Origin of the sequence: Isoptericola sp. NPDC058082 (assembly GCF_042885055.1) — a bacterium.
Taxonomy (GTDB): Bacteria; Actinomycetota; Actinomycetes; order Actinomycetales; family Cellulomonadaceae; genus Isoptericola.
The window spans coordinates 84,456-104,880 of the sequence record NZ_JBHVSQ010000005.1; the positions used below are offsets into that span (position 1 = coordinate 84,456).

Sequence of the window (20,425 nt, forward strand, 5' to 3'; positions counted from 1 at the left end):
GGGGGGGGGGGGGGGGAGGAGGGGGTTCCCGCGGGGCCAGGGGGAGGGCGGAAGAGAAACGAAGACAGAAAAGAAAAGGAGGAAGGGGGGCCCCGGGGGATCCGGGGCCGCCCTTCGCGCTTCGTCCGTCTGCTCGGCTCGTCCGTCTGCTCAGCCCGACTTGCGGCGGAACATCTTCTGCACCGGCCCGGAGGTCTCCGAACCGTGCACCTGGCCGGTGTTGCCGTCCTTGCCGGCGGTGGGGTGGCTGGCGGCGTTCTTCTTCTCCAGCGCCTCCCGGAAGCGCGCCTTCGTGTCCTCGGTGGGCTTCGCCCTCGAGTCGTCCGTCATCACGGTCACCTCGTCGTCGGTCGGGGTGGGTGTGCTCGCGCGGCGGGCCGCGTGGCACCTGGTGCCGTCCAGCATGCCCCGGCGGCCTACCGGACGCCAGGGCATTTCACGCGGACCGGACGCGCCTCCGGCTCAGTCCGTCGCGGCGCGCCCCGCCGCCGCGTGCTCGCCGTCGGCCGCCGACCCGCGCGCCTCGTGCTCCGCCCGCAGCGACGTGATCGCGGTCTCGAAGTCCTCCAGGGACTCGAAGGACTGATACACGCTGGCGAAGCGCAGGTAGGCGACCTCGTCCAGCTCGCGCAGCGGCCCGAGGATCGCGAGACCGACCTCGTTCGCCTCGATCTCCGGCCGACCGGAGGCCCGCAGGGTCTCCTCGACCTTCTGCGCGAGGACGGCGAGGTCGTCGGAGCTCACCGGCCGGCCCTGGCACGCCTTGCGCACGCCCGCCACCACCTTGTCCCGGCTGAACGGCTCGGTCACCCCGGAGCGCTTGGCCACCGACAGGCTGGCCGTCTCGATCGTGGTGAACCGACGCTGGCACGCGGGGCACTGGCGCCGGCGACGGATGGACGCGCCGTCGTCGGAGGTGCGCGAGTCGACGACTCGTGAGTCCGCATGGCGGCAGAACGGGCAGTGCATCGCTGGTCTCCTGCGCTCGGCTCCGGACCGGCGCCCGGCTGCCCGTCAAGGTAAGCGGCGGGCGACCGTCCGCGCAAGCAGGATCCCTGGGAGCGGCGATGCCGTCAGTCCAGCGGGAGCAGGACCACCTGCCCGGTCTGGAGCTCCGCCGAGGTCAGCCCGTTGAGGTCGCGGAGCTCGGCGACGACGTCGCGCAGGTCGTCCCCCGTGTCCCGCACCTGCTGCGCGTACTGCCACAGGGTGTCGCCGGGCGCCACCGTCTGGAGCCGCACCTCGACGCCTGCGCCCGGCGCCTCCGCCACGGCCCGCTGGCCGACCAGGCCCGCGCCCACGAGGACGAGGAGCACCAGTGCCGCGACCACCACCCGTCCCCTGCGGGTCAGCCGGAGCCCTCCGAGCCCGAGGAACCCGTGAGCGTCGCTGGTGCTGCGCACGTTCTGCATCGTCCTGCCTCCGGTCCACGTGGTGCCGCGATGGGCGGCCGCTCCGTCGAGCATCCGTCGTCGAACACCCGTTCGTCGAACACCTGTACGTCGAACTGCTGTACTAGGTGTACCACGTCGGGGCGACACGGTCGAGACCTGATCGAACAGATGTTTGATGTCGGGCCGGAACTGGCTTAGAGTGGCCGACAGCGCGATGGAAGGTTTGTCGGATTTCATCGGCCCGCCCACGGGCCGCGCCCTGCAGGACGGAGAACGCGATGACCAGCGGACGGGACCAGGCCCCGGCGTCCACGACGACGGCGACGTCATGGGCAGCCCAGGACGAGACCCCCGGGGAGGCGGCCGCGTCGACGGTCCCGGCCGGCACCACCACGACCGTGCTGGCGTCGGTGAGCGAGCTCTCGCCCTCGTCCGACCGCCTCACGCCCCGCCAGCGTCGCGTGCTCGAGACCATCCGCAGCTCCGTCGAGGCGCGCGGCTACCCCCCGACCATGCGCGAGATCGGCGAGGCCGTCGGGCTGGCGAGCCCCTCCTCGGTCAAGCACCAGCTCACCACGCTCGAGCGCAAGGGCTACCTGCGCCGTGACCCCAACCGGCCGCGCGCGATCGAGGTCGTCGACCTCGAGTCGCCCGCGACCGGCGGTGCCGTCCCCGACGCCGACGCGGCGCCCGGGTTCGTGGCGGGGTCGCTCGCCGCCTCCGACGCGCAGCCGGCCCAGGCACCGTCGTACGTCCCGCTGGTCGGCCGGATCGCCGCCGGCGGTCCCATCCTCGCGGAGCAGGTCGTCGAGGACGTCTTCCCGCTCCCCCGGCAGGTCGTCGGCGACGGGGACCTGTTCCTGCTCAAGGTCGCGGGCGACTCGATGGTCGACGCCGCGATCTGCGACGGCGACTGGGTGGTCGTGCGGAGCCAGCCCGTCGCCGAGAACGGCGAGGTCGTCGCCGCGATGATCGACGGCGAGGCGACGGTCAAGACCTTCAAGCAGGCCGGCGGGCACACCTGGCTGCTGCCGCAGAACGCCGCCTACTCGCCCATCCCGGGAGACGAGGCGCAGGTGCTCGGTCGGGTCGTGGCGGTGCTGCGCAGCCTCTGAACGGCGCTCCGCCCCGGCCCCGCCCGGCGCCCCGCGTCCGGTCCGGTCAGAAGCCCAGCCGGCGCTGCACGGCCCGCATGCTCTCGGCCGACGCACGCAGCCCGGCGACCTCCTCGTCCGACAGCGGGGTGTCGATGGTCTCCCCCACGCCGCGCCGGTCGACGAGGGACGGCACCGACAGGCAGACGTCGCTGATGCCGTAGAAGTCGTCGAGGCGGGAGGACACGTTCATCACGCGGTGCTCGTCGTTGAGCACCGCCTCGATGATCCGGGTCGCTGCCAGGCCGACCGCGTAGTTGGTCGCCCCCTTGCCGGCGATGACGCGGTAGGCCGACTCGACGACGTCGGTCGCGATGCGCTGCCGGGCCGGCGCGTCGAGCGGCGGGCGACCCCGGAAGGGCCGCCAGTCCAGGAGGGGCACGCCGGCGATCGTGGCCGAGCTCCACAGCACGATCTCCGAGTCGCCGTGCTCGCCCGCGATGTTCGCGTGCACGTTCCCGACCGCGACCCCGCAGTGGCGGGCCAGCGCGTCGCGCAGCCGGGACGAGTCGAGGACGGTCCCGCTGCCGAACACCCGGCCCCGGGGCAGGCCGCTGATCTCCTGCGCCGCGTAGGTGACGACGTCGACCGGGTTGGTGACCATGAGGAACACCGCGTCCGGGGCCACCTCGAGCAGGCCCGGCAGGATGGAGCGCGTGAGGCCTACCGTCGCCTCGGCCAGGTCGAGGCGGCTCTGGCCGGGCTTCTGCTTGGCCCCCGCCGTCACCGCGACGATGTCGGCGCCGCGGCACACCTCCACGTCGTCCGAGCCGTCGATCTCGGCCTGAGGGATGAACATCCCCCCGTGCCGCAGGTCGAGGACCTCGGCCTCCACCTTCGCGCGGTTGACGTCCAGGAGGGCGACGGACCGGGCCGCGCCCCGGGCCAGCGCCGCGTACGCGAGGGTGGAACCCACCGCGCCCGCTCCGACGATCGCGAGCTTGGTCGTCCTGCGTGTCTCGTCCACGGCCCCACGCTAGGTGTCGAGGCGCCGGAGCGCAGCGCGGACGAGCTCGCCGTCCGTGGTCGGCCAGAAGTCCGGCATGGATCGGGTGAGGAACGACCCGTAGCGTGCGGTCGCGAGCCGGGGGTCGAGAACGGCCACGACCCCTCGGTCGTCGCCCGTGCGCACGAGCCGGCCGGCGCCCTGCGCCAGCAGCAGCGCGGCGTGCGTGGCCGAGACCTGCATGAACCCGTTGCCGCCCGCCTGCTCCACGGACCGCGCCCGCGCCGCCTTCACCGGGTCGTCCGGGCGCGGGAACGGGATCCGGTCCACCAGCACCAGCTGACAGCTCGGCCCCGGGACGTCGACGCCTTGCCACAACGAGAGGGTGCCGAACAGGCAGGTCGCCGGGTCGTCGGCGAACGCCTTCACGAGGGTCGGGAGCTGGTCGTCGCCCTGGCACAGCACGGGGACGTCCAGCCGCTCGCGCATCGCCTCGGCCGCGGCCTGCGCCGCCCGGCGGGACGAGAACAGCCCGAGGGTCCGTCCTCCGGCGGCCTCGATCAGCCCGGCGATCTCGTCGAGCTGGGCGTCGGTCGTCGGCTCCCGGCCAGGCGCGGGCAGGTGCCGCGCGACGTAGAGGATCCCCTGGCGCGGGTAGTCGAACGGGCTGCCGACGTCGAGACCCGTCCAGTCGGCCGTCTCGTCCGTCCCGCCCGAGCCGGCGAGGCCCAGCGACCGCGCCACCGGGTCGAACGTGCCGCCGAGGGTGAGCGTCGCCGAGGTGAAGACTCCCGTGGCCTCGCCCAGCAGGTGCGTGCGGATCAGCCCCGCCACCGCCAGCGGCGCCGCGTGCAGGCGCGTGACGCCGTCGCCCGCCCAGGGCGCGTTCTCCGGCGGGCGCGAGCACCACAGCACGTCCGCCGTCGTGTCCTCGGCCGCCATCCGTTCCGCGACCTCGAAGAGCTGCAGGACGGCGGACTGCGCCATCTTCGTGCCGGCGTCGGGCGCCTCCTGCCCCTTGCCCGGGCCCTGGGGCTTGAGCCGGGTGAGGAGCTCGCGCGCGGCGTCGCGCACCGCGCCGACCGCGGCGCGCAGGTCGTCGGGGAGGCCGAGCGGGAACCGCTCCGCGGGGGCCGTGGCGAGCAGGCTGCCCAGTCGCTGCGAGGCGGCGTCGAGCGCCTCGGTCTCGGTGCCGCCGTGCCGCCGCGCGAGGCGCGCGGCGTGCTCCACGACCGTCAGCGACAGGTCGACGGTCGCCGCGGCCGTCACGCGCTCGGCGAGCTCGTGCGCCTCGTCGACCACGACGGCGTCGTGCTCGGGCAGCACGCCCGGGTTCCCCGAGACGGCGATCCCCAGCATCGCGTGGTTGGTGACGACGACGTCGGCCTCCCGGGCCGCCGCGCGGGCCCGCTCGGGGAAGCACTCCGCGAGGAGCGGGCACCGCTGCCCCAGGCACTCCAGGGCCGTGACGGACACCTGGCGCCAGGCCCTGTCGGGAACACCGGGCACGAGATCGTCCCGGTCGCCCGTGTCGGTGTCGTCGGCCCACGCGTGCAGCCGGCGCACGTGGTCGGCGAGCGTGGCGGCGTCGTCCCGACGCCCGCCCTGGCGAGATCCTCCGGGCGGCCTCGAGGGCGCCGGGTGCTGCTCGGCGCCTGCTCCCTCGCCGGGTCCGGGGTCGGCCGGGAGGTCGAAGAGCGTCGCGCCCTCGACCGGGTAGCCGCCGGTCACCTTGTGCTTGCACAGGTAGTTGTGCCAGCCCTTGAGCAGGGCGACCTTGGGAGGGCGGGGCAGCTTGGGCCCCACGGTCTCGGCGACCAGCGGCAGGTCGCGCGTGACCACCTGTCGTTGCAGGGCGAGGGTGGCGGTGGAGACGATGACCCGCCTGCCGTCGACGACCGCGTGCCGCACGGCCGGGACGAGGTAGGCGAGCGACTTGCCCGTGCCCGTGCCGGCCTGCACCAGGAGGTGCCGGCCGTCGTCGACGGCCTCCGCCACCGCCTCGGCCATGCGGCGCTGGCCCTCGCGCCGTCCGCCGCCGAGGGCCCCCACCGCGAGGTCGAGGAGCTGCGGGGCGTCGGGGGCGTCGGCGGAGGTCACCCGTCGATCCTAGGGTGACCCGCCGACCGTTCCGGGCCGGCGCACCCCGCCGGGCCCGCGGGCCTCGCCGGCGGCGGGCGCACGGCCCGCCGCGGGCCGTCAGCCCGCGACGGCGGCGTCCTTGAGCTCGGCCGCGAGCGCCTCGTCCACGCGACCGCGCAGACGCGTGCCCTCGGCCAGGTGCTCCTCGGCGACCGTGCCGCCCGCCTCGTGCACGCGGTGCACGAGGTCGCCGCGCGAGTACGGGACGACCAGGTCGATCTCGACGTGCGGCTGGGGCAGCTCGGCCGCGATCAGCTCGCGCAGCTCGGCCATGCCCTCGCCGGAGTGCGCGGACACCACGACGCTGCGCCGCTCCCGACGCTGCACCCGGCCGACCACCGCCGGGTCGGCGACGTCGGCCTTGTTGAGCACGACGACCTCGGGCACGTCCGCGATCCCGGGGATCTCGGCGAGCACCTCGCGCACCGCGGCGATCTGGCCCTCGGGGTCCGGGTGGGAGGCGTCGACCACGTGCAGCAGCAGCGCGGCGTCGCCCACCTCCTCGAGCGTGGACCGGAACGCCTCGACGAGCTGGTGCGGCAGGTGCCGCACGAACCCGACGGTGTCCGTGAACGTGTACGGCCGGCCGTCCTCGGTGCGGGCCCGGCGCACGGTCGGGTCCAGCGTCGCGAACAGGGCGTTCTCCACGAGGACGCCCGCGTCGGTGAGCGCGTTGAGCAGCGACGACTTGCCGGCGTTGGTGTAGCCGGCGATCGCCACGTTCGGCACGCCGTGCCGCTTGCGGTCGAGGCGCTTGGTCTCGCGCCCGGGCGCCATGGCGGCGATCTCGCGGCGCAGCTTGGCCATCCGGTTGCGGATGCGCCGGCGGTCCAGCTCGATCTTCGTCTCACCGGGGCCACGGGAGCCCATGCCGGCGCCCTGGCCGCCCACCTGGCCGCCGGCCTGGCGGGACATCGAGTCGCCCCAGCCGCGCAGGCGCGGCAGGAGGTACTCGAGCTGCGCGAGCTCGACCTGGGCCTTGCCCTCCCGCGACTTCGCGTGCTGGGCGAAGATGTCGAGGATCAGCGCGGTGCGGTCGACGACCTTGACCTTGACGATGTCCTCCAGCGCGCGGCGCTGGGAGGGGGCCAGCTCGGTGTCGGCGACGACGGTGTCGGCGCCGACGGACGCGACGACGTCGGCGAGCTCGGCCGCCTTGCCGGACCCGAGGTACGTGCCCGGGTCCGGCTTCTGACGACGCTGCAGCAGCCCGTCGAGGACCTGCGAGCCGGCGGTCTCGGCGAGCGCGGCGAGCTCGCGCAGGGAGACCTCCGCGTCGCGGGCGGCGGCCTCGCCGCCGGAGTACAGGCCGACGAGCACCACGCGCTCCAGGCGCAGCTGCCGGTACTCGACCTCGGTGACGTCCTCGAGCTCCGTGGAGAGACCGGCGACGCGGCGCAGCGAGATGCGCTCCTCGAGGTCGAGCTGGGCGCCGTCGTGGGCGGTGTGCACCGTGGCGCCCTCGGACCGCGCCGTCCCGGCCCGTGCGAGCACCCGGGCGACGACGTCCTGCGCGATCGCCTGGGCGTCGCGCTCGGCCTCGCGACGCGCGTCCGCCGAGGTCTCGGCGTCGGGTGCCCCGGCGGTCTCGTCGGTCTGCGGGGTGTCGGGGTTGGTCGGGGTGTCGGTCAAGGTGTGCCTCTCGGGTCGGGGTCGGCGGTCCGGCCGCCGTAGGGATACAACAAGGGTCCCACGCGAGACAGTCCCGGCGGAGGGTTTTTCACCGGGCGGCGGTGCCGCCGGGGTGCCGGACGGCACGGCGCGGCGGTGCCGCCGCGGGTCGGGGTTTCTCCGGGTCGGGCGGCGGCGACCTAGGATCGCCGGGTGAGCGACGAGCCCGACCACTACTTCACCGCGCAGCCGGCCTCGGCCGCCGAGCGCCGTCGCGCCGTCGTCGAGCTCGCCGGGCAGGAGCTCGAGGTGGACGTCGCGTCCGGGGTCTTCTCCCCCGGCGGCGTCGACAAGGGGACGCGGGTGCTGCTGCGCGAGGCACCGGCCCCGCCCGCCGCCGGCGACCTGCTCGACCTCGGCTGCGGCTGGGGGCCGATCGCCCTCTCCCTGGCCCTCGCCTCCCCGGGCGCCACCGTGTGGGCCGTGGACGTCAACGAGCGGGCGCTCGACCTGCTCCGCTCGACGGCGGCGCGCCTCGGCCTGGAGAACGTGCGGGCCGTGCGCGCCGAGGACGTGCCGGACGACGTGCGGTTCGCCGCGATCTGGTCGAACCCGCCGATCCGGGTCGGCAAGGCCGTGCTGCACGACCTGCTGCGCGCCTGGCTCCCCCGGCTCGCCCCGGACGGCGAGGCGTGGCTCGTGGTGCAGAAGAACCTGGGGTCCGACTCGCTGGCCCGCTGGATCGAGGCCGAGCTGGGCCGCGGCGTCGAGCGTGCGGCGTCGTCCAAGGGCTTCCGCGTGCTCCGCGTCGACTGACGCCGACCGGGGCGGCGGCCCTCGCTCAGAGCTCCGCGAGCTCCGTCTCGCCGCTGAACACCAGCTCCGCGGGGCCGGCGAGCTCGACGTGGCCACCGTCGAGCAGCCGGACGCGCACGAGCCCGCCGGGCACCTCGACCTCCCAGACGTCGGGCACGGGGCCGTCGGCACCCGCCGCGGCCCAGGTGCGCACCGCGAGCGCCGCGGCGCAGGCCCCCGTACCGCAGGACTGCGTCTCGCCCACGCCGCGCTCGTGCACGCGCATCCGCACGTGCCCGACGGCCCGTCCGTCGGGGTCCACCGTCTCGGCGAGCGGCACGACCAGCTCGACGTTCGTGCCCTCCGGGGGCACCGGGTCGACCTCGGGCGCCCGCGTCAGGTCGGCCTCGGCGAGCTCGGAGGCCCGCGCGAGGGCGACGACGGTGTGCGGGTTGCCCAGGTCGACGCTCAGGGCCGGGCGCGGGGTGTCCCAGCCCCGCACCAGCACGGCGGCGTCCGCGCCGCGCGACGCCGCGGCGTCCCCGCCGGGCAGCGCCCAGGGGCCCATGTCCACGGCGTACCAGCCGCCGGGCTCCTTGCGGACCCGGCGCACGCCGGCCCGGGTGCCGAGCGCGAGCTCCTGACCGTCGTCGAGGTCCGCGAGGCCGAGCTGCTCGGCGAAGGCCGTGAAGACGCGCACGCCGTTGCCGCACATCTGGGCGACCGAGCCGTCCGCGTTGCGGTAGTCCATGAACCAGATCGCCGCGGGCTCCTCGGCGAGCACCCGGTCGGCGACCGCCTCGCCGGCGCGCGCGACGGCCGCGGTGGGCGCGAGGCGGATGACACCGTCGCCGCCGATCCCGGCGCGGCGGTCGGCCAGCCGCCGCACCTGGTCCGGGGTGAGCTCGAGGTCCCCCCGGGTGTCGGCCAGCAGCACGAAGTCGTTCTGGGTGCCGTGACCCTTGGTGAAGCGCAGCGTCATGAGCCCAGACTACGGCGCACGGGCACCGTCCCCGCCGCGGGCAGCCGCCCGGCGTCGGCGGCGCGCACCACCGCGAGCGCCTCGTCGAGCAGGTCGGGCGACCCCGCGTCGAGCCAGCGCACGCGCGGGTCCCGGCCGAACCAGCCCATCTGCTTGCGCGCCAGACGGCGGGTGTTCGCGACGATCGCCTCGCGCGCGCCGTCGAGGGTGAGCTCCCCGCGCCAGCACGCGAGCAGCTCGGCGTAGCCGACGGCGCGGGCCGCCGTGGTGCCCAGGCCCGCCCCCGTCCCGCCCTGCTCGGGCGAGGCGAGCGACCGCACCTCCTCGACGAGCCCCTCGTCCCACATGCGCTCCACCCGACCCGCGACACGGGCGTCGAGCACCTCGCGGTCGCAGTCCAGCCCGATCTGCACGGCCGGGCGGACGTGCTCCTGGCGCGGCAGGTTGGCGGTGTACGGGCGCCCGGTGAGCTCGATGACCTCGAGCGCGCGCACGATCCGGCGGGTGTTGTGCGGGCCGATCGACGTCGCCGCGTCGGGGTCGAGACGGGCGAGCTCGTCGTGCAGCGCCCGGCGGCCCTCGCGCTCGGCGCGGCCCTCGAGGCGGGCCCGCACGTGCGGGTCGGTGCCGGGGAAGTCCATGTGGTCGAGCAGCGCGCGCACGTAGAGGCCGGAGCCGCCCACGACGACCGCCCGCGCCCCGCGACCGGAGATCGCGTCCAGGTCGGCGCGCGCGGCCTCCTGGTAGCGCGCCACCGACGCGTCCTCGAGCGGGTCCAGGACGTCGAGCTGGTGGTGCACGATGCCGCGCCGTTCGTCGACCGGCACCTTCGCCGTCCCGACGTCCATGCCGCGGTAGAGCTGGAACGCGTCGGCGCCCACGATCTCGGCGGCGGCCGACCCGCGCAGGACGTCACCGGCGCCGCCCGGGGACAGCGCCTGCGCCAGGTCGAGCGCCAGGTCCGACTTGCCCGTCGCCGTGGGGCCGACGACGGCGACGACCACGCCCGTGCCGGACAGGCTCCCGGACGGGCTCGTGATGGGGGGCGGTGCGGTCACGCCCACGACCCTAGCCCGCCGTCGGCGCGCTGTCGGACCGCCTGGTTAGGGTGTCCTTCGCCACCCAACGATGCCCGGCGCGACCACGCGTGCGCCCGGGATCCCGCACAGGACGAGGACCCATGGCCTTCTTCACCAAGCCCACCGTCGCGGCGCCCGCTGCACCCGCCCCGCTCACCCGGGAGCGGCTCGAGTCGCTGATGACCCGCCGCGAGTGGTACTTCGGGATCGACGACGACGGCGACCTCGGCGGCGTCTGGGACGAGAACACGTTCTACTTCCTGCTGGTCGGGGAGCCGAACGGGATCCTGCAGATCCGCGGCCGGTGGAGCCGCACGCTCCCGGTCGCCGAGCTGGAGCCGCTCACGGCGCTCCTCAACGAGTGGAACGTCGGGCGCATCTGGCCGAAGGTCTTCGCCCGGCCGGAGGACGACGGGTCGGCCGTCGTGGTCTACGCCGAGGTGGCGACCGACCTGCGCAGCGGCGCGAACGACGAGCAGCTCGAGCGGATCGTCGACTGCGGCCTCGCGACGGGCCTGTCCTTCTTCGAGATGCTGGACGAGCGCTTCCCCGCGGCCGAGGGCACGCAGGGGGCGGCACAGGAAGCAGCACGGCCCACGGCGGGCGACGCCCGGTGACCAGCGGCACCGACGCCTTCCAGGTCGACCTGCGCGGCCTGGTCGAGCTGCTCAGCCGGCACCTGTACTCGAGCCCCCGCGTCTACCTGCGCGAGCTGCTGCAGAACGGCGTGGACGCGATCACCGCACGCCGCGCCCTGGACGCCGACGCGCCCGCGCGCGTGCTGCTGCGCCCGCTCGACGACGGCGGGCTCGAGGTGCACGACACGGGCGTCGGCCTCACCGCCGACGAGGCCCGCGACCTGCTCGCCACCATCGGCCGCAGCTCGAAGCGCGAGGACGGCCCGTCGGCGGACGACCTCGGCACCGGGTTCGTCGGGGGGCGCGAGGAGTTCCTCGGCCAGTTCGGGATCGGCCTGCTGTCGGCGTTCATGGTCGCCGACGAGATCGACCTCGTGTCGCGCTCGGCGCGCGACCCGCAGGCCGCGCCGGTGCGGTGGCGCGGGTACGCCGACGGCCGCTACGAGCTCACGGAGCTCGACCCGACCGACCCGACCGCGCCCCCCGTGCCCCCCGCGCCCGGGAGCGTCGTGCGGCTGCGCCCGCTGCGCGACGCCGAGCACTGGCTCGAGCCCGACACCGTGGCGGCCCTCGCCGCCGACTTCGGCGGGCTGCTCCCCGTGGACGTGTCGGTCGAGGTGCGCCTGGAGGACGGCGGCACGGTGCGGCGGCGCCTCAGCGGCGACGAGCTGCCCTGGCGCGCCCACCACGCGGACGACGCCGAGCGCGCGCGGGCGCTGGCCGCGTACTGCGAGCGCACCCTCGGCTTCACGCCGCTGGCCCACATCGACCTCGACCTGCCCGTCGCCGGTCTCACCGGGGTCGCGTTCGTGCTCCCCGCCGCCGTGGCACCCACGACGGCCGCGCACCACCGGGTGTCGCTCAAGCGCATGCTGCTCGGCACGGGCGTCGAGAGCCTCCTGCCCGAGTGGGCGTTCTTCGTGCGCTGCGTCGTCGACGCGTCCGCCCTGCGGCCGACGGCCTCGCGCGAGGGGCTGTTCGAGGACGACGTCCTCTTCGCCACCCGCGAGGCGCTGGGCGAGCAGGTCCGCGCCTGGACGCTCGACACCCTCGCGGAGCCGTCGCCGCTGGCACGGTCCTTCCTGTCCACGCACCACCTCGCCGTGCGCGCCCTGGCCGTGCAGGACGACGCCATGCTCGACCTGGCCGCCCGCGTGCTGCCGTTCGAGACCACCGTCGGCACGCACACCCTCGCCGACCTGGCCGAGCCCGCCGACGGGGAGGCCCCCGCGCGGGTGCTGTGGACCACCAGCGTCGAGGAGTACCGCCGGGTGGCCGCGGTCGCCGCGGCCCAGGGCCTGCCGGTGCTCAACGCGGGGTACGTCTACGACGCCGACCTCCTCGCCCGCGTCGCCCGGCGGCGGCCGCAGTGGCACCTCTCCCCCGTGGTGCCGGGCGACCTCGAGGCCGTGCTGGGCGAGGTGGAGCCGTTGCGCGAGCTCGAGGTGACCGACGCGCTCGCCGCCCTGGGCGACGACCTCGCCGACCAGGACTGCGACGTCCAGCTGCGCGTCTTCTCCCCGACCGAGGTCCCGGCCATGCTGCTGACGGACCGGGACGGCGAGCACGCCCGCCAGGCCCGCGAGGCCGCCGCCCCTGTCGACGACGACACGGACGTGTGGGGCGCCGTGCTCGCCGGTCTCACCGGCCCGGCCCGCGCCCGCCGACTGGTGCTCAACGACGCCAACCCGACCGTCCGCGCGCTGCTCGCGGCCGGTGACGCCCCGGTCCGCGCCGCGGGCGCCCGCTCGCTCTACGTCACCGCGCTGCTCGCGTCGGGCCGGCCCCTGGCGGGCGCCGAGGCCGGCCTGCTCGACGACGCCCTGCGCACCCTCCTGGAGCGCGCCCTGCCCGACGCCCGCACGACCGGGGCCCGCACGACCGAGCCCCGCACGACCGAGCCCCGCACGACCGACACCGAGGACGACGCCCGATGACCCGCACCCTGGACGAGGCGAACCGCGCCGTCTCGACGATCATGAGCATGCCGTACGGCGTCGCGCGCAGCGCCGCCGCGGAGCAGGAGGCCGCCCGCATCACCGCGGAGGGCCCGGACGAGGCGCGCGCCTACGCCCTGTTCGCGCTGGTGGACTCCTACACCTCGACGCCCGAGGCGGAGAAGGCGTTCCTTCCGTTCACGCAGCTGCTGCGCTGGTGGGACTCCCACCCCGAGCTGTTCGACGGCAGCGACACCCACTCCCTGTTCTGGTCGTTCAAGTGGATGGTGGGCCTCCTCGCGCGCTTCCCGTCCGTCCCGACCGCGCAGCTCGACGCGACGCTCGACGACATGGAGCGCCGGTACGCCCTCGCCGGGAACGGGACCAGCGCGGTCGCCGGCGAACGGTTCGCCTGGCTCCGTGCCCAGGGTGCCCCCGGCACCGAGGAGGCGTACCGCACCTGGATCACGACGCCCCGCGACTCCTTCTCGGACTGCGCCGCCTGCCTGCCCGCCGGCCAGGCGGAGTACCTCGCCGAGACCGGTCGCGTGCGCGAGGCTGCCGACGTCGTGAGCGCCGCCGTCGCGTCCGGCGCCACCTGCGGCGACGAGCCCGCGGGGATGGAGTCCCTGCTGGAGCTGCTCCTGCTGGACCTGGGCGACGCCTCGGGCGCCGCCGCCGTGCACCGCAGCGCGACGAGCCATCTCGACGCCGCCGTCTCGAAGGAGGTCGCCGCCTCCCGCCACGTGGAGTTCCTCGCGCGGACCGGGCACCCCGAGCGCGCCCTGCGCCTGCTGCACACCTACCCCGAGCACCTCACGGTGTCCGACTCGCCGGGCGAGCGGCTCGCCGTGCTCACCCATGTCGCGGTCGCCACCGGGGTGCTGCGCGAGACGCACGCCGACACGCCCGTCGACCTCGCCGCGGTCCCGGCGCGCACGGTCGCCGAGCTCGACACGTGGGCCCGCGCCGAGATCGCGCCGATCGCACGCGCCTTCGACGCCCGGCACGGCACGGACCGGCACGCCCGCCTGCTCGACGCCGCGTGGGCGCGCCAGGCCCGGCGCCTGCCCGTCGAGCTCGGGGTGCTCGCGGCCGCCGAGCGCGCGGCCGCCGTCCCGGGCGCGACGCCCGACACGATCCCTGACACGATCCCTGACACGATGCCCGACGCGCTCGCGACGTCCCTCGCAGGGGCCGACGCCGCCTCTCCCGCCGGGGTCGACCTCGCCGGCGTGACGGGCCCTCGCCTCGACGCCGACCCCGTCGGCGCCGCCCTCGCGCGTGCCGAAAGCGAGCCGGATCCTGTCGAGGCGTCCGCGGCCTACCTCACCGCCGCCCGCCTGGCGGAGGAGGCCGGACGGCTCGAGGACGCGGGCTTCGCCCTGGCGGAGGCCGCGCAGGTCGCCGCCACGCTCGGCGACGACGAGGGCGCGGTGCCCGCGTTCGCGCGGGCCGTCGGCCTGCTCCGGGCCGCGGGGACCGACCCGGCCCACGTCGGCCCCGTGGTCCGGGCCGCCGCCACGGCCCAGGCGCGCGCCGGCGACGTCGACGCCGCCCTCGCCGCCGTCGAACGGGTGCACGACGACGTCGCGCGCGCCACGGGCGGGGTCCCCGATGCCCCGACGCCCGCGATGTCGGAGGAGCTCGCCGCCCGCCGCGCGGCCTTCGTCGCGGCCGAGGAGCGACAGCTGCGCGACGTGCACGCCCGCCTCCTCGCGACCGCCGGGCGGCACGCCGAGGCGGCGCGCCAGGCGGAGTCGGTGGCCGAGGAGTTCGGCCGCGCAGGCCTGCCCTTCGACGCCGCCCACGCGTTCTGGCTCGCGGGCAGCGCGCTGCGGGCCGCGGGCGACGCCACCGCCGCGGTGGACCCGCTGCGCGCGGCCCTGGAGGGCCTCGCGGCGACGGGCGCGCGAGCCGACCTGGCCTCCGTCGCGGACGAGCTCGTCGGGACGCTCCGGGGTCTGGGTCGCGCCGAGGAGGCCGACGCGGTCGCCGCGTCGCTCGTGCCCTGACGCGCAGGTCAGCCCGCGCTGCCCTCGGCGACCCCGTAGGACGCCGGCAGGTGCTCGTGCCCGCCGGGGACGGTCGTCACGCGCCACGACCACCGCCCCGGCGCGGCGGCGACGTCCAGCAGGGCCGCGACCGCCGGGGCGAGGAGCACGGGGCCGCCCGACACCGGGCCAGGTGCCGGGTCGGGTGCCGGGTCGGGTGCCGGGTCGGGCACCGCCGCGGCGCCCGGGGTCCCGGGCGCCGCACCCCCCGCGACGACGACCGCGGGGGCGCGGCGCAGCGCGGTGACGGCCTCGGCCGGCGCCTCGGCGGCGTCGGACACCTCGAGCACCACGACGTCCGGCGGCCCGTCGTGCCCCGCCCGTCGCGCCGCCGCGCGCAGCGCGAGCAGCGCCACCGATGCCGGGACGTGCGCGGGCGGGACGGGGGCCGGGTCCGCTCCGGCCCACGCGGCGACGTCGGGCACCCAGCGGTCGGCGATGCCCGCCCCCGCGAGGGAGGGCCGCCGCCGGCCGAACCCGCCGCTCGCTCCCCGAGGGACGGGGGCCAGCACCACGAGAGGTGCGTCACCGTCCCCGCCCGGCGGTGTCAGGGCGACGGACGCGGCCACCAGTCGGTCGAGGGCGCCCGCCACCACGACACGGACGTCGCCGAGGAGGTCGGCGCCGCCGCCGGCACCGGGCACGAGCAGGGACGTTCCGGGCAGGACGACGGCACGGGCTGGCACGCGCCCAACCTACCCTCGGCCCCTCCCGCCGCCCCGGCAGCCGTCGCGGGCCGGCGCCCCTACGCCGTCCGGCCCTCGGTGCACGAGCCCCGCCTCGGGTCCCGGCGTGTAGCGTGGACGGGTGAGGTTCTTCGGTTCACGCCGGGCAAGCAGGATCCGGCCGACCTCCGTCGGCCGGGAGGACGAGCTCGTGGGCGACCTCCGGGACGACGAGCTCCACGACCGGATCGAGGGTCTGCTCGCCGACCACGTCGGCGCGGACGACGCGCTGGCCCCGTTGTCGCGCGACCGCGTGACGGACTGGCTGGAACGGTCCGGGTTCTCCTACTTCGTCGACTCCGACGGTGACGTCGGCGGGCTCTGGCACGGCTGGCTCTTCTACTTCCTCGTGCTCGGCGAGCGGTCGGAGGTGCTCCAGGTCCGCGGCCAGTGGCACCGGGACCTCAGCATCGACCGCCTCGGCGAGATCCTCGAGCTCTGCAACGAGTGGAACGCCGAGCGGATCTGGCCCAAGACGTACGTGCGCGTACGCGACGACGGCTCCGTCGTGGTGTGCGCCGAGGTCACGGTGGACGTGGGCAGCGCGGTCGGCGAGGCGCAGCTCGACCAGCTGCTGCAGTGCGGCCTCAGTACGGGGTCGATGTTCTTCGAGCACCTCGACACGACGTTCCGCGACCCCCTGAGGGACGGATCGTGACCGGCACCGCCCGGTCCGGCGGCACCGCCCGCCGCCTGCTCGGCGGCGTCCGGCGTGCGGCTGACGCGGTCGGTCGTGCCGTGCAGGACGCCGGCGCTCGCGTGGCCGCCCGCGGGGAACGCGCGCCCTCGCGCCCGCGCGGCACGGCACCGAGGCCGCTGTCCCACGCCCGTGTCGCGGACGACCTGTCCCGCCGCGGCTACCGGTTCCGCACGGACGACGACGGCGACGTGACGGGCACCTGGGACGGCAACCGGTTCTGGTTCCTGCTGCTCGGCGACCACGACGAGATCCTGCAGGTGCGCGGCCGCTGGGCCGGGACGGTGCCCGAGGGCGCCCGCCTGGCGGTGCTGCAGGCCGTGAACGACTGGAACCGCGAGCGGGTGTGGCCCAAGGTGTACGCACGGGCGGAGGGCGAGGGGCTCGCGCTCTACGCCGAGGTGTCGGTGGACTTCGAGCACGGCGCGACGGACGAACAGCTCGCCGCCACGGTGTCGTGCGGCCTCGTCACGTCGTCGCAGTTCTTCAGCACCGTGGGCGCGATGACGCCCGGCGGGCCGGGGCTCGACGACCAGGCCTGACCGGCCGGACGCCCACCCACCGGAGCCCCCACGGGCCGCCGGTCAGCCCCGGAGCGAGGGCATCCCGAGCACGACCGGGCCCGAGGACGGCGCCGCGCCGTGGGAGTGCTCGTCCTCGCCCCCGCCGAGGCGCGCCGTCTCCCGCTGCGCCCACGCGTCGCCCGACCGGGTGGGACGCACGGCGTACGCGCCGCCGTCGAGCACCGCGTCGGCGACGAGGAAGTGCGGCGCCGACCGCGTGACCCCCACGGTCACGACGTCGCCCGGTCGCGGCAGGCGCGGGTCGAGCGACACGGCGTCCGCCAGCCGGGGGTCGTCCAGGGACGTCGGCGCCCCGGCGAGGCCCTCGGCCCCGGCGGCCACGTCGTCGAGCAGGGCGGCGGGCAGCGCGAGGTGCACGAGCCGGTTGTCGGGGGCCCGGCCGGAGAGCCGGTGCGTGGCGCCGTCCTTCTTCCCCACCCCCTCGGAGACGAGCACGTCGAGCGTGCGCCCGACCTGGCGCGCGGCCTCCTCGCCGGCGATGCGCTCCTGGAGGGCCAGCAGGCGCTCGAACCGCTCCTGCACGACCTCCTTGGGCAGCTGCTCGTCCATGGTCGCGGCCGGCGTGCCGGGGCGCGGCGAGTACTGGAACATGAACGCCGAGCTGAACCGCGAGGCCTCCACGACGCGCAGCGTCTCGCGGAAGTCCTCCTCGGTCTCCCCCGGGAAGCCCACGATGATGTCGGTCGTGATCGCGGCGTCCGGCATGGCGTCGCGCACGCGGTCGAGGATGCCGAGGAACCTGGCCGACCGGTACGACCGGCGCATGGCTCGCAGCACGCGGTCCGAGCCGGACTGCAGCGGCATGTGCAGGCTGGGCATGACGTTCGGCGTCTCGGCCATCGCCGCGATCACGTCGTCGGTGAACGCCGCCGGGTGCGGGGACGTGAAGCGCACCCGCTCCAGCCCCTCGATGGTCCCGCAGGCGCGCAGCAGCTTCGCGAACGCACCGCGGTCGCCGAACTCGACGCCGTAGCTGTTGACGTTCTGGCCCAGCAGGGTGACCTCGACGGCGCCGGCGGCCACGAGCGCCTCGACCTCGGCCAGGACCTCCCCCGGCCGGCGGTCGCGCTCCTTGCCGCGCAGGTGCGGCACGATGCAGAACGTGCACGTGTTGTTGCAGCCGACCGAGATCGAGACCCAGCCCGCGTAGACGGACTCGCGTCGCGTGGGCAGCGTCGAGGGGAAGACCTGCAGCGACTCCGCGATCTCCACCTGCGCCTCGGCGTTGTGCCGGGCCCGCTCGAGGAGGACCGGCAGCGCGTCCAGGTTGTGCGTGCCGAAGACGACGTCCACCCACGGGGCCTTGGACACGATCTCGCCGCGGTCCTTCTGCGCGAGGCAGCCGCCCACGGCGATCTGCATCCCCGGCCGGTCCGCCTTGATCCCGGCGAGCTGCCCGAGGTTCCCGTAGAGCCGGGTCGCGGCGTTCTCGCGCACCGCGCAGGTGTTGATCACCACGACGTCGGCGCGGCTCGCCGCCTCGTCGGCGGCGGTGGCACGCGAGTAGCCGGCCTGCTCGAGCATGCCGGCCATGTGCTCCGAGTCGTGCACGTTCATCTGGCAGCCCAGGGTGCGCACGAGATAGGTGCGCTGGACGGGCGACACGTCCGTGGGACGGGCCGACACGGCGGGGCTCTGCGTGGTACTGGACATCGCATCTAGGGTACGGTGCCCGACGGCCGGGCCCCGACGAGGTGACCCACCCCATCGCTCGAGAGCACCGCTCGACGACGTCGCCCCACGACGTCCGACCCGCGACGCTCGAGACACGCGGCCTCCGCCGCAGGGACTCGGACCGCGCACACCGCGTGTGCACTGTTACTGAACCGTTGCGGAACCGGACAACCCGGTGCTGGTCGCGGAAACACCGAGTGGATAGGTTCGAGAGATGGATCACGGCGATGCGACCACGACGACCGACCCTGCCGAGACGTCGTCCTCCCTCGGCGCGCCGCTCGTCGAGCTGAAGAACGTCAACAAGCACTTCGGCGAGCTGCACGTGCTGCAGGACATCGACCTCACCGTGCGCAAGGGCGAGGTGCTCGTGGTCATCGGCCCGTCGGGCTCCGGGAAGTCGACCCTGTGCCGGGCGATCAACCGGCTCGAGACGATCGACTCCGGGGAGATCCACATCGACGGGCAGCCCTTGCCGGAGGAGGGCAAGGCCCTCGCGAAGCTGCGGGCCGACGTCGGCATGGTGTTCCAGGCGTTCAACCTCTTCGCGCACAAGACGATCCTGGAGAACGTCACGCTCGGGCCGGTCAAGGTCCGCAAGGAGCGCACGGGCGCCGCGAAGGAGCGTGCTCTCGAGCTGCTCGACCGGGTCGGGGTCAAGAACCAGGCCCAGAAGATGCCCGCCCAGCTCTCCGGCGGGCAGCAGCAGCGCGTCGCCATCGCCCGGGCGCTGGCGATGAAGCCCAAGGTGATGCTCTTCGACGAGCCCACCTCGGCGCTCGACCCGGAGATGATCAACGAGGTCCTGGACGTCATGGTCGCCCTCGCGAAGGAGGGCATGACGATGATCGTCGTCACGCACGAGATGGGTTTCGCCCGCAAGGCCGCGAACCGCGTCGTCTTCATGGCCGACGGCCAGATCGTCGAGGAGGCCACGCCCGAGGAGTTCTTCACCGCGCCCAAGAGCGACCGGGCGAAGGACTTCCTGTCCAAGATCCTCTCCCACTGACCTGACCACACCCACGCACAGGGCGGGAACCCCCGCCGGCCGCGCGGTCCGGGACCTGACATCGGCGTCCCCGGCCCGTACGGGCGACCACAACGAAGGGTAAGAACGATGCGCACACGACACGCAGGGGCCGCCGCGCTCGCCGCACTGACCGCACTCACGCTCGCCGCCTGCGGCGGCGGCGAGGTCGGGGGCGGCGGTGGCGACGGCGAGGAGACCGGCGGCGCCGGGGGCGGCGACTCCATCAAGATCGGCATCAAGTTCGACCAGCCGGGCCTGGGCTACCAGGACGGCAGCGAGTACACCGGCTTCGACACCGACGTCGCCCGGTACGTCGCGGAGAAGCTCGGCTACTCCGAGGACCAGATCGAGTGGGTCGAGGCGCCGTCGGCCAACCGCGAGACGATGCTGCAGACCGGCCAGGTCGACATGATCTTCGCGACCTACTCCATCACCGACGAGCGCAAGGAGCAGGTCGCGTTCGCGGGTCCGTACTTCATCGCCGGCCAGGACCTCCTCGTCGCCGAGGACAACACCGACATCACCGGCCCGGAGTCGCTGAAGGGCAAGAACCTCTGCTCCGTGACCGGCTCGACGTCGGCGCAGCGCATCAAGGACGAGTACGCGACCGACGTGCAGCTCGTCGAGCGCCCGGGCTACGCCGAGTGCGTCACCGCGCTCACGGCCGGCCAGGTCGACGCCGTGACGACGGACGACATCATCCTCGCCGGCCTGGCCGCCCAGCCCGCCAACAAGGGCAAGGTGAAGGTCGTCGGCAACCCGTTCTCCGAGGAGAACTACGGCGTCGGCCTGCCCCAGGACAACGACACCTGCGAGGACATCAACGCGGCCATCACGTCGATGATCGACGACGGGTCGTGGGAGAAGGCCGTCCAGGCGAACACCGAGGGCACCGGGTACACGCCCAACGCCGACCTCAACCCGCCGACGCCGGACGCCTGCGCCTGACGAGGCCGTCCGACCGTCCGATCGGCACGAGGGGA

At 75.2% G+C, this 20,425-nt stretch carries 19 protein-coding genes; 9 read left to right on the forward strand and 10 right to left on the reverse strand.

What is annotated here, in order from left to right; all coding sequences use genetic code 11:
• Nucleotides 1-150 precede the first annotated feature (150 nt).
• The 3 genes from ACFVS0_RS09100 to ACFVS0_RS09110 form a co-directional block, all read right to left on the reverse strand.
• The gene (locus ACFVS0_RS09100) at nt 151-405 is read right to left on the reverse strand and encodes a DUF5302 domain-containing protein (RefSeq protein WP_430552574.1); all 255 of its coding nucleotides are present in this window, start codon (nt 403-405) and stop codon (nt 151-153) included.
• Nucleotides 406-462: 57 nt separating this feature from the next.
• Nucleotides 463-969: a transcriptional regulator NrdR gene (gene nrdR / locus ACFVS0_RS09105; RefSeq protein WP_430563428.1), complete on the reverse strand. Its 507-nt coding sequence runs from the start codon at nt 967-969 to the stop codon at nt 463-465.
• 104 nt (nt 970-1,073) lie between these two features.
• A complete protein-coding gene (locus tag ACFVS0_RS09110) occupies nt 1,074-1,403 on the reverse strand; it encodes a LysM peptidoglycan-binding domain-containing protein (RefSeq protein WP_430552576.1) in 330 nt (109 codons plus the stop codon).
• A gap of 269 nt (nt 1,404-1,672) precedes the next feature.
• Between ACFVS0_RS09110 and lexA the strand changes: the two genes are divergently transcribed.
• The gene (gene lexA / locus ACFVS0_RS09115; protein ID WP_430563429.1) at nt 1,673-2,509 is read left to right on the forward strand and encodes a transcriptional repressor LexA; all 837 of its coding nucleotides are present in this window, start codon (nt 1,673-1,675) and stop codon (nt 2,507-2,509) included.
• Between the two features lie 46 nt (nt 2,510-2,555).
• On the opposite strand, the gene ACFVS0_RS09120 is transcribed toward lexA, so the two are convergent.
• The 3 genes from ACFVS0_RS09120 to hflX all read right to left on the reverse strand — a co-directional run bounded on the left by ACFVS0_RS09120 (nt 2,556) and on the right by hflX (nt 7,268).
• A complete protein-coding gene (locus ACFVS0_RS09120) occupies nt 2,556-3,515 on the reverse strand; it encodes an L-lactate dehydrogenase (RefSeq protein WP_430586760.1) in 960 nt (319 codons plus the stop codon).
• 9 nt (nt 3,516-3,524) lie between these two features.
• The gene (locus tag ACFVS0_RS09125) at nt 3,525-5,594 is read right to left on the reverse strand and encodes an ATP-dependent DNA helicase (RefSeq protein ID WP_430552579.1); all 2,070 of its coding nucleotides are present in this window, start codon (nt 5,592-5,594) and stop codon (nt 3,525-3,527) included.
• A 99-nt stretch (nt 5,595-5,693) separates the two neighbouring features.
• Nucleotides 5,694-7,268 (reverse strand): GTPase HflX, encoded by a 1,575-nt coding sequence (gene hflX / locus ACFVS0_RS09130; protein ID WP_430552580.1) that lies wholly within the window; start codon nt 7,266-7,268, stop codon nt 5,694-5,696.
• 192 nt (nt 7,269-7,460) lie between these two features.
• On the opposite strand from hflX, the gene ACFVS0_RS09135 reads away from it, so the two are divergent.
• Nucleotides 7,461-8,063 (forward strand): class I SAM-dependent methyltransferase, encoded by a 603-nt coding sequence (locus tag ACFVS0_RS09135; RefSeq protein ID WP_430587768.1) that lies wholly within the window; start codon nt 7,461-7,463, stop codon nt 8,061-8,063.
• 25 nt (nt 8,064-8,088) lie between these two features.
• On the opposite strand, the gene dapF is transcribed toward ACFVS0_RS09135, so the two are convergent.
• On the reverse strand, nt 8,089-9,024 hold the full coding sequence (gene dapF, locus ACFVS0_RS09140) for a diaminopimelate epimerase (RefSeq protein ID WP_430552582.1): 936 nt from the start codon (nt 9,022-9,024) through the stop codon (nt 8,089-8,091).
• Entirely contained in the window at nt 9,021-10,082 is a 1,062-nt protein-coding gene (gene miaA / locus ACFVS0_RS09145) for a tRNA (adenosine(37)-N6)-dimethylallyltransferase MiaA (RefSeq protein WP_430587769.1), read from the reverse strand. Before miaA ends, dapF begins: the two co-directional genes overlap by 4 nt.
• 122 nt (nt 10,083-10,204) lie before the next feature.
• On the opposite strand from miaA, the gene ACFVS0_RS09150 reads away from it, so the two are divergent.
• Genes ACFVS0_RS09150 through ACFVS0_RS09160 form a run of 3 tightly spaced genes read left to right on the forward strand, consistent with a single transcriptional unit; the run spans nt 10,205 to nt 14,693 of the window.
• A complete protein-coding gene (locus tag ACFVS0_RS09150; RefSeq protein ID WP_430552584.1) occupies nt 10,205-10,720 on the forward strand; it encodes a YbjN domain-containing protein in 516 nt (171 codons plus the stop codon).
• Nucleotides 10,717-12,678 carry an HSP90 family protein gene (locus tag ACFVS0_RS09155; protein WP_430587770.1) on the forward strand — a complete coding sequence of 654 codons (1,962 nt, stop codon included), beginning with the start codon at nt 10,717-10,719 and terminating at the stop codon, nt 12,676-12,678. Before ACFVS0_RS09150 ends, ACFVS0_RS09155 begins: the two co-directional genes overlap by 4 nt.
• On the forward strand, nt 12,675-14,693 hold the full coding sequence (locus ACFVS0_RS09160; RefSeq protein ID WP_430587771.1) for a hypothetical protein: 2,019 nt from the start codon (nt 12,675-12,677) through the stop codon (nt 14,691-14,693). The genes ACFVS0_RS09155 and ACFVS0_RS09160 overlap by 4 nt, the downstream gene beginning before the upstream one ends.
• An 8-nt stretch (nt 14,694-14,701) precedes the next feature.
• Here the strand turns inward: ACFVS0_RS09160 and ACFVS0_RS09165 are convergent, their stop codons facing one another.
• On the reverse strand, nt 14,702-15,418 hold the full coding sequence (locus ACFVS0_RS09165) for a hypothetical protein (protein WP_430587772.1): 717 nt from the start codon (nt 15,416-15,418) through the stop codon (nt 14,702-14,704).
• A 121-nt stretch (nt 15,419-15,539) separates the two neighbouring features.
• On the opposite strand from ACFVS0_RS09165, the gene ACFVS0_RS09170 reads away from it, so the two are divergent.
• A complete protein-coding gene (locus tag ACFVS0_RS09170; RefSeq protein ID WP_430587773.1) occupies nt 15,540-16,115 on the forward strand; it encodes a YbjN domain-containing protein in 576 nt (191 codons plus the stop codon).
• Nucleotides 16,112-16,696 carry a YbjN domain-containing protein gene (locus tag ACFVS0_RS09175; protein WP_430552589.1) on the forward strand — a complete coding sequence of 195 codons (585 nt, stop codon included), beginning with the start codon at nt 16,112-16,114 and terminating at the stop codon, nt 16,694-16,696. The genes ACFVS0_RS09170 and ACFVS0_RS09175 overlap by 4 nt, the downstream gene beginning before the upstream one ends.
• A gap of 42 nt (nt 16,697-16,738) precedes the next feature.
• Here ACFVS0_RS09175 and miaB read toward each other — a convergent pair whose 3' ends face one another.
• Nucleotides 16,739-18,391, reverse strand: coding sequence for a tRNA (N6-isopentenyl adenosine(37)-C2)-methylthiotransferase MiaB (gene miaB / locus ACFVS0_RS09180; protein WP_430587774.1), 1,653 nt, complete (start codon nt 18,389-18,391; stop codon nt 16,739-16,741).
• Between the two features lie 235 nt (nt 18,392-18,626).
• Between miaB and ACFVS0_RS09185 the strand changes: the two genes are divergently transcribed.
• Both ACFVS0_RS09185 and ACFVS0_RS09190 read left to right on the forward strand, forming a co-directional pair.
• Nucleotides 18,627-19,421 carry an amino acid ABC transporter ATP-binding protein gene (locus tag ACFVS0_RS09185; protein ID WP_430552591.1) on the forward strand — a complete coding sequence of 265 codons (795 nt, stop codon included), beginning with the start codon at nt 18,627-18,629 and terminating at the stop codon, nt 19,419-19,421.
• Between the two features lie 108 nt (nt 19,422-19,529).
• Entirely contained in the window at nt 19,530-20,390 is an 861-nt protein-coding gene (locus ACFVS0_RS09190) for a glutamate ABC transporter substrate-binding protein (protein WP_430552592.1), read from the forward strand.
• Nucleotides 20,391-20,425 lie beyond the last annotated feature (35 nt).

Coding starts and splice junctions, on each gene's coding strand:
- ACFVS0_RS09190 (WP_430552592.1), top strand. CDS start 19,530: ATGCGCACACGACACGCAGGGGCCGCCGCGCTCGCCGCACTGACCGCA.
- miaB (WP_430587774.1), bottom strand. CDS start 18,391: ATGTCCAGTACCACGCAGAGCCCCGCCGTGTCGGCCCGTCCCACGGAC.
- nrdR (WP_430563428.1), bottom strand. CDS start 969: ATGCACTGCCCGTTCTGCCGCCATGCGGACTCACGAGTCGTCGACTCG.
- ACFVS0_RS09100 (WP_430552574.1), bottom strand. CDS start 405: ATGCTGGACGGCACCAGGTGCCACGCGGCCCGCCGCGCGAGCACACCC.
- dapF (WP_430552582.1), bottom strand. CDS start 9,024: ATGACGCTGCGCTTCACCAAGGGTCACGGCACCCAGAACGACTTCGTG.
- ACFVS0_RS09160 (WP_430587771.1), top strand. CDS start 12,675: ATGACCCGCACCCTGGACGAGGCGAACCGCGCCGTCTCGACGATCATG.
- ACFVS0_RS09185 (WP_430552591.1), top strand. CDS start 18,627: ATGGATCACGGCGATGCGACCACGACGACCGACCCTGCCGAGACGTCG.
- ACFVS0_RS09150 (WP_430552584.1), top strand. CDS start 10,205: ATGGCCTTCTTCACCAAGCCCACCGTCGCGGCGCCCGCTGCACCCGCC.
- lexA (WP_430563429.1), top strand. CDS start 1,673: ATGACCAGCGGACGGGACCAGGCCCCGGCGTCCACGACGACGGCGACG.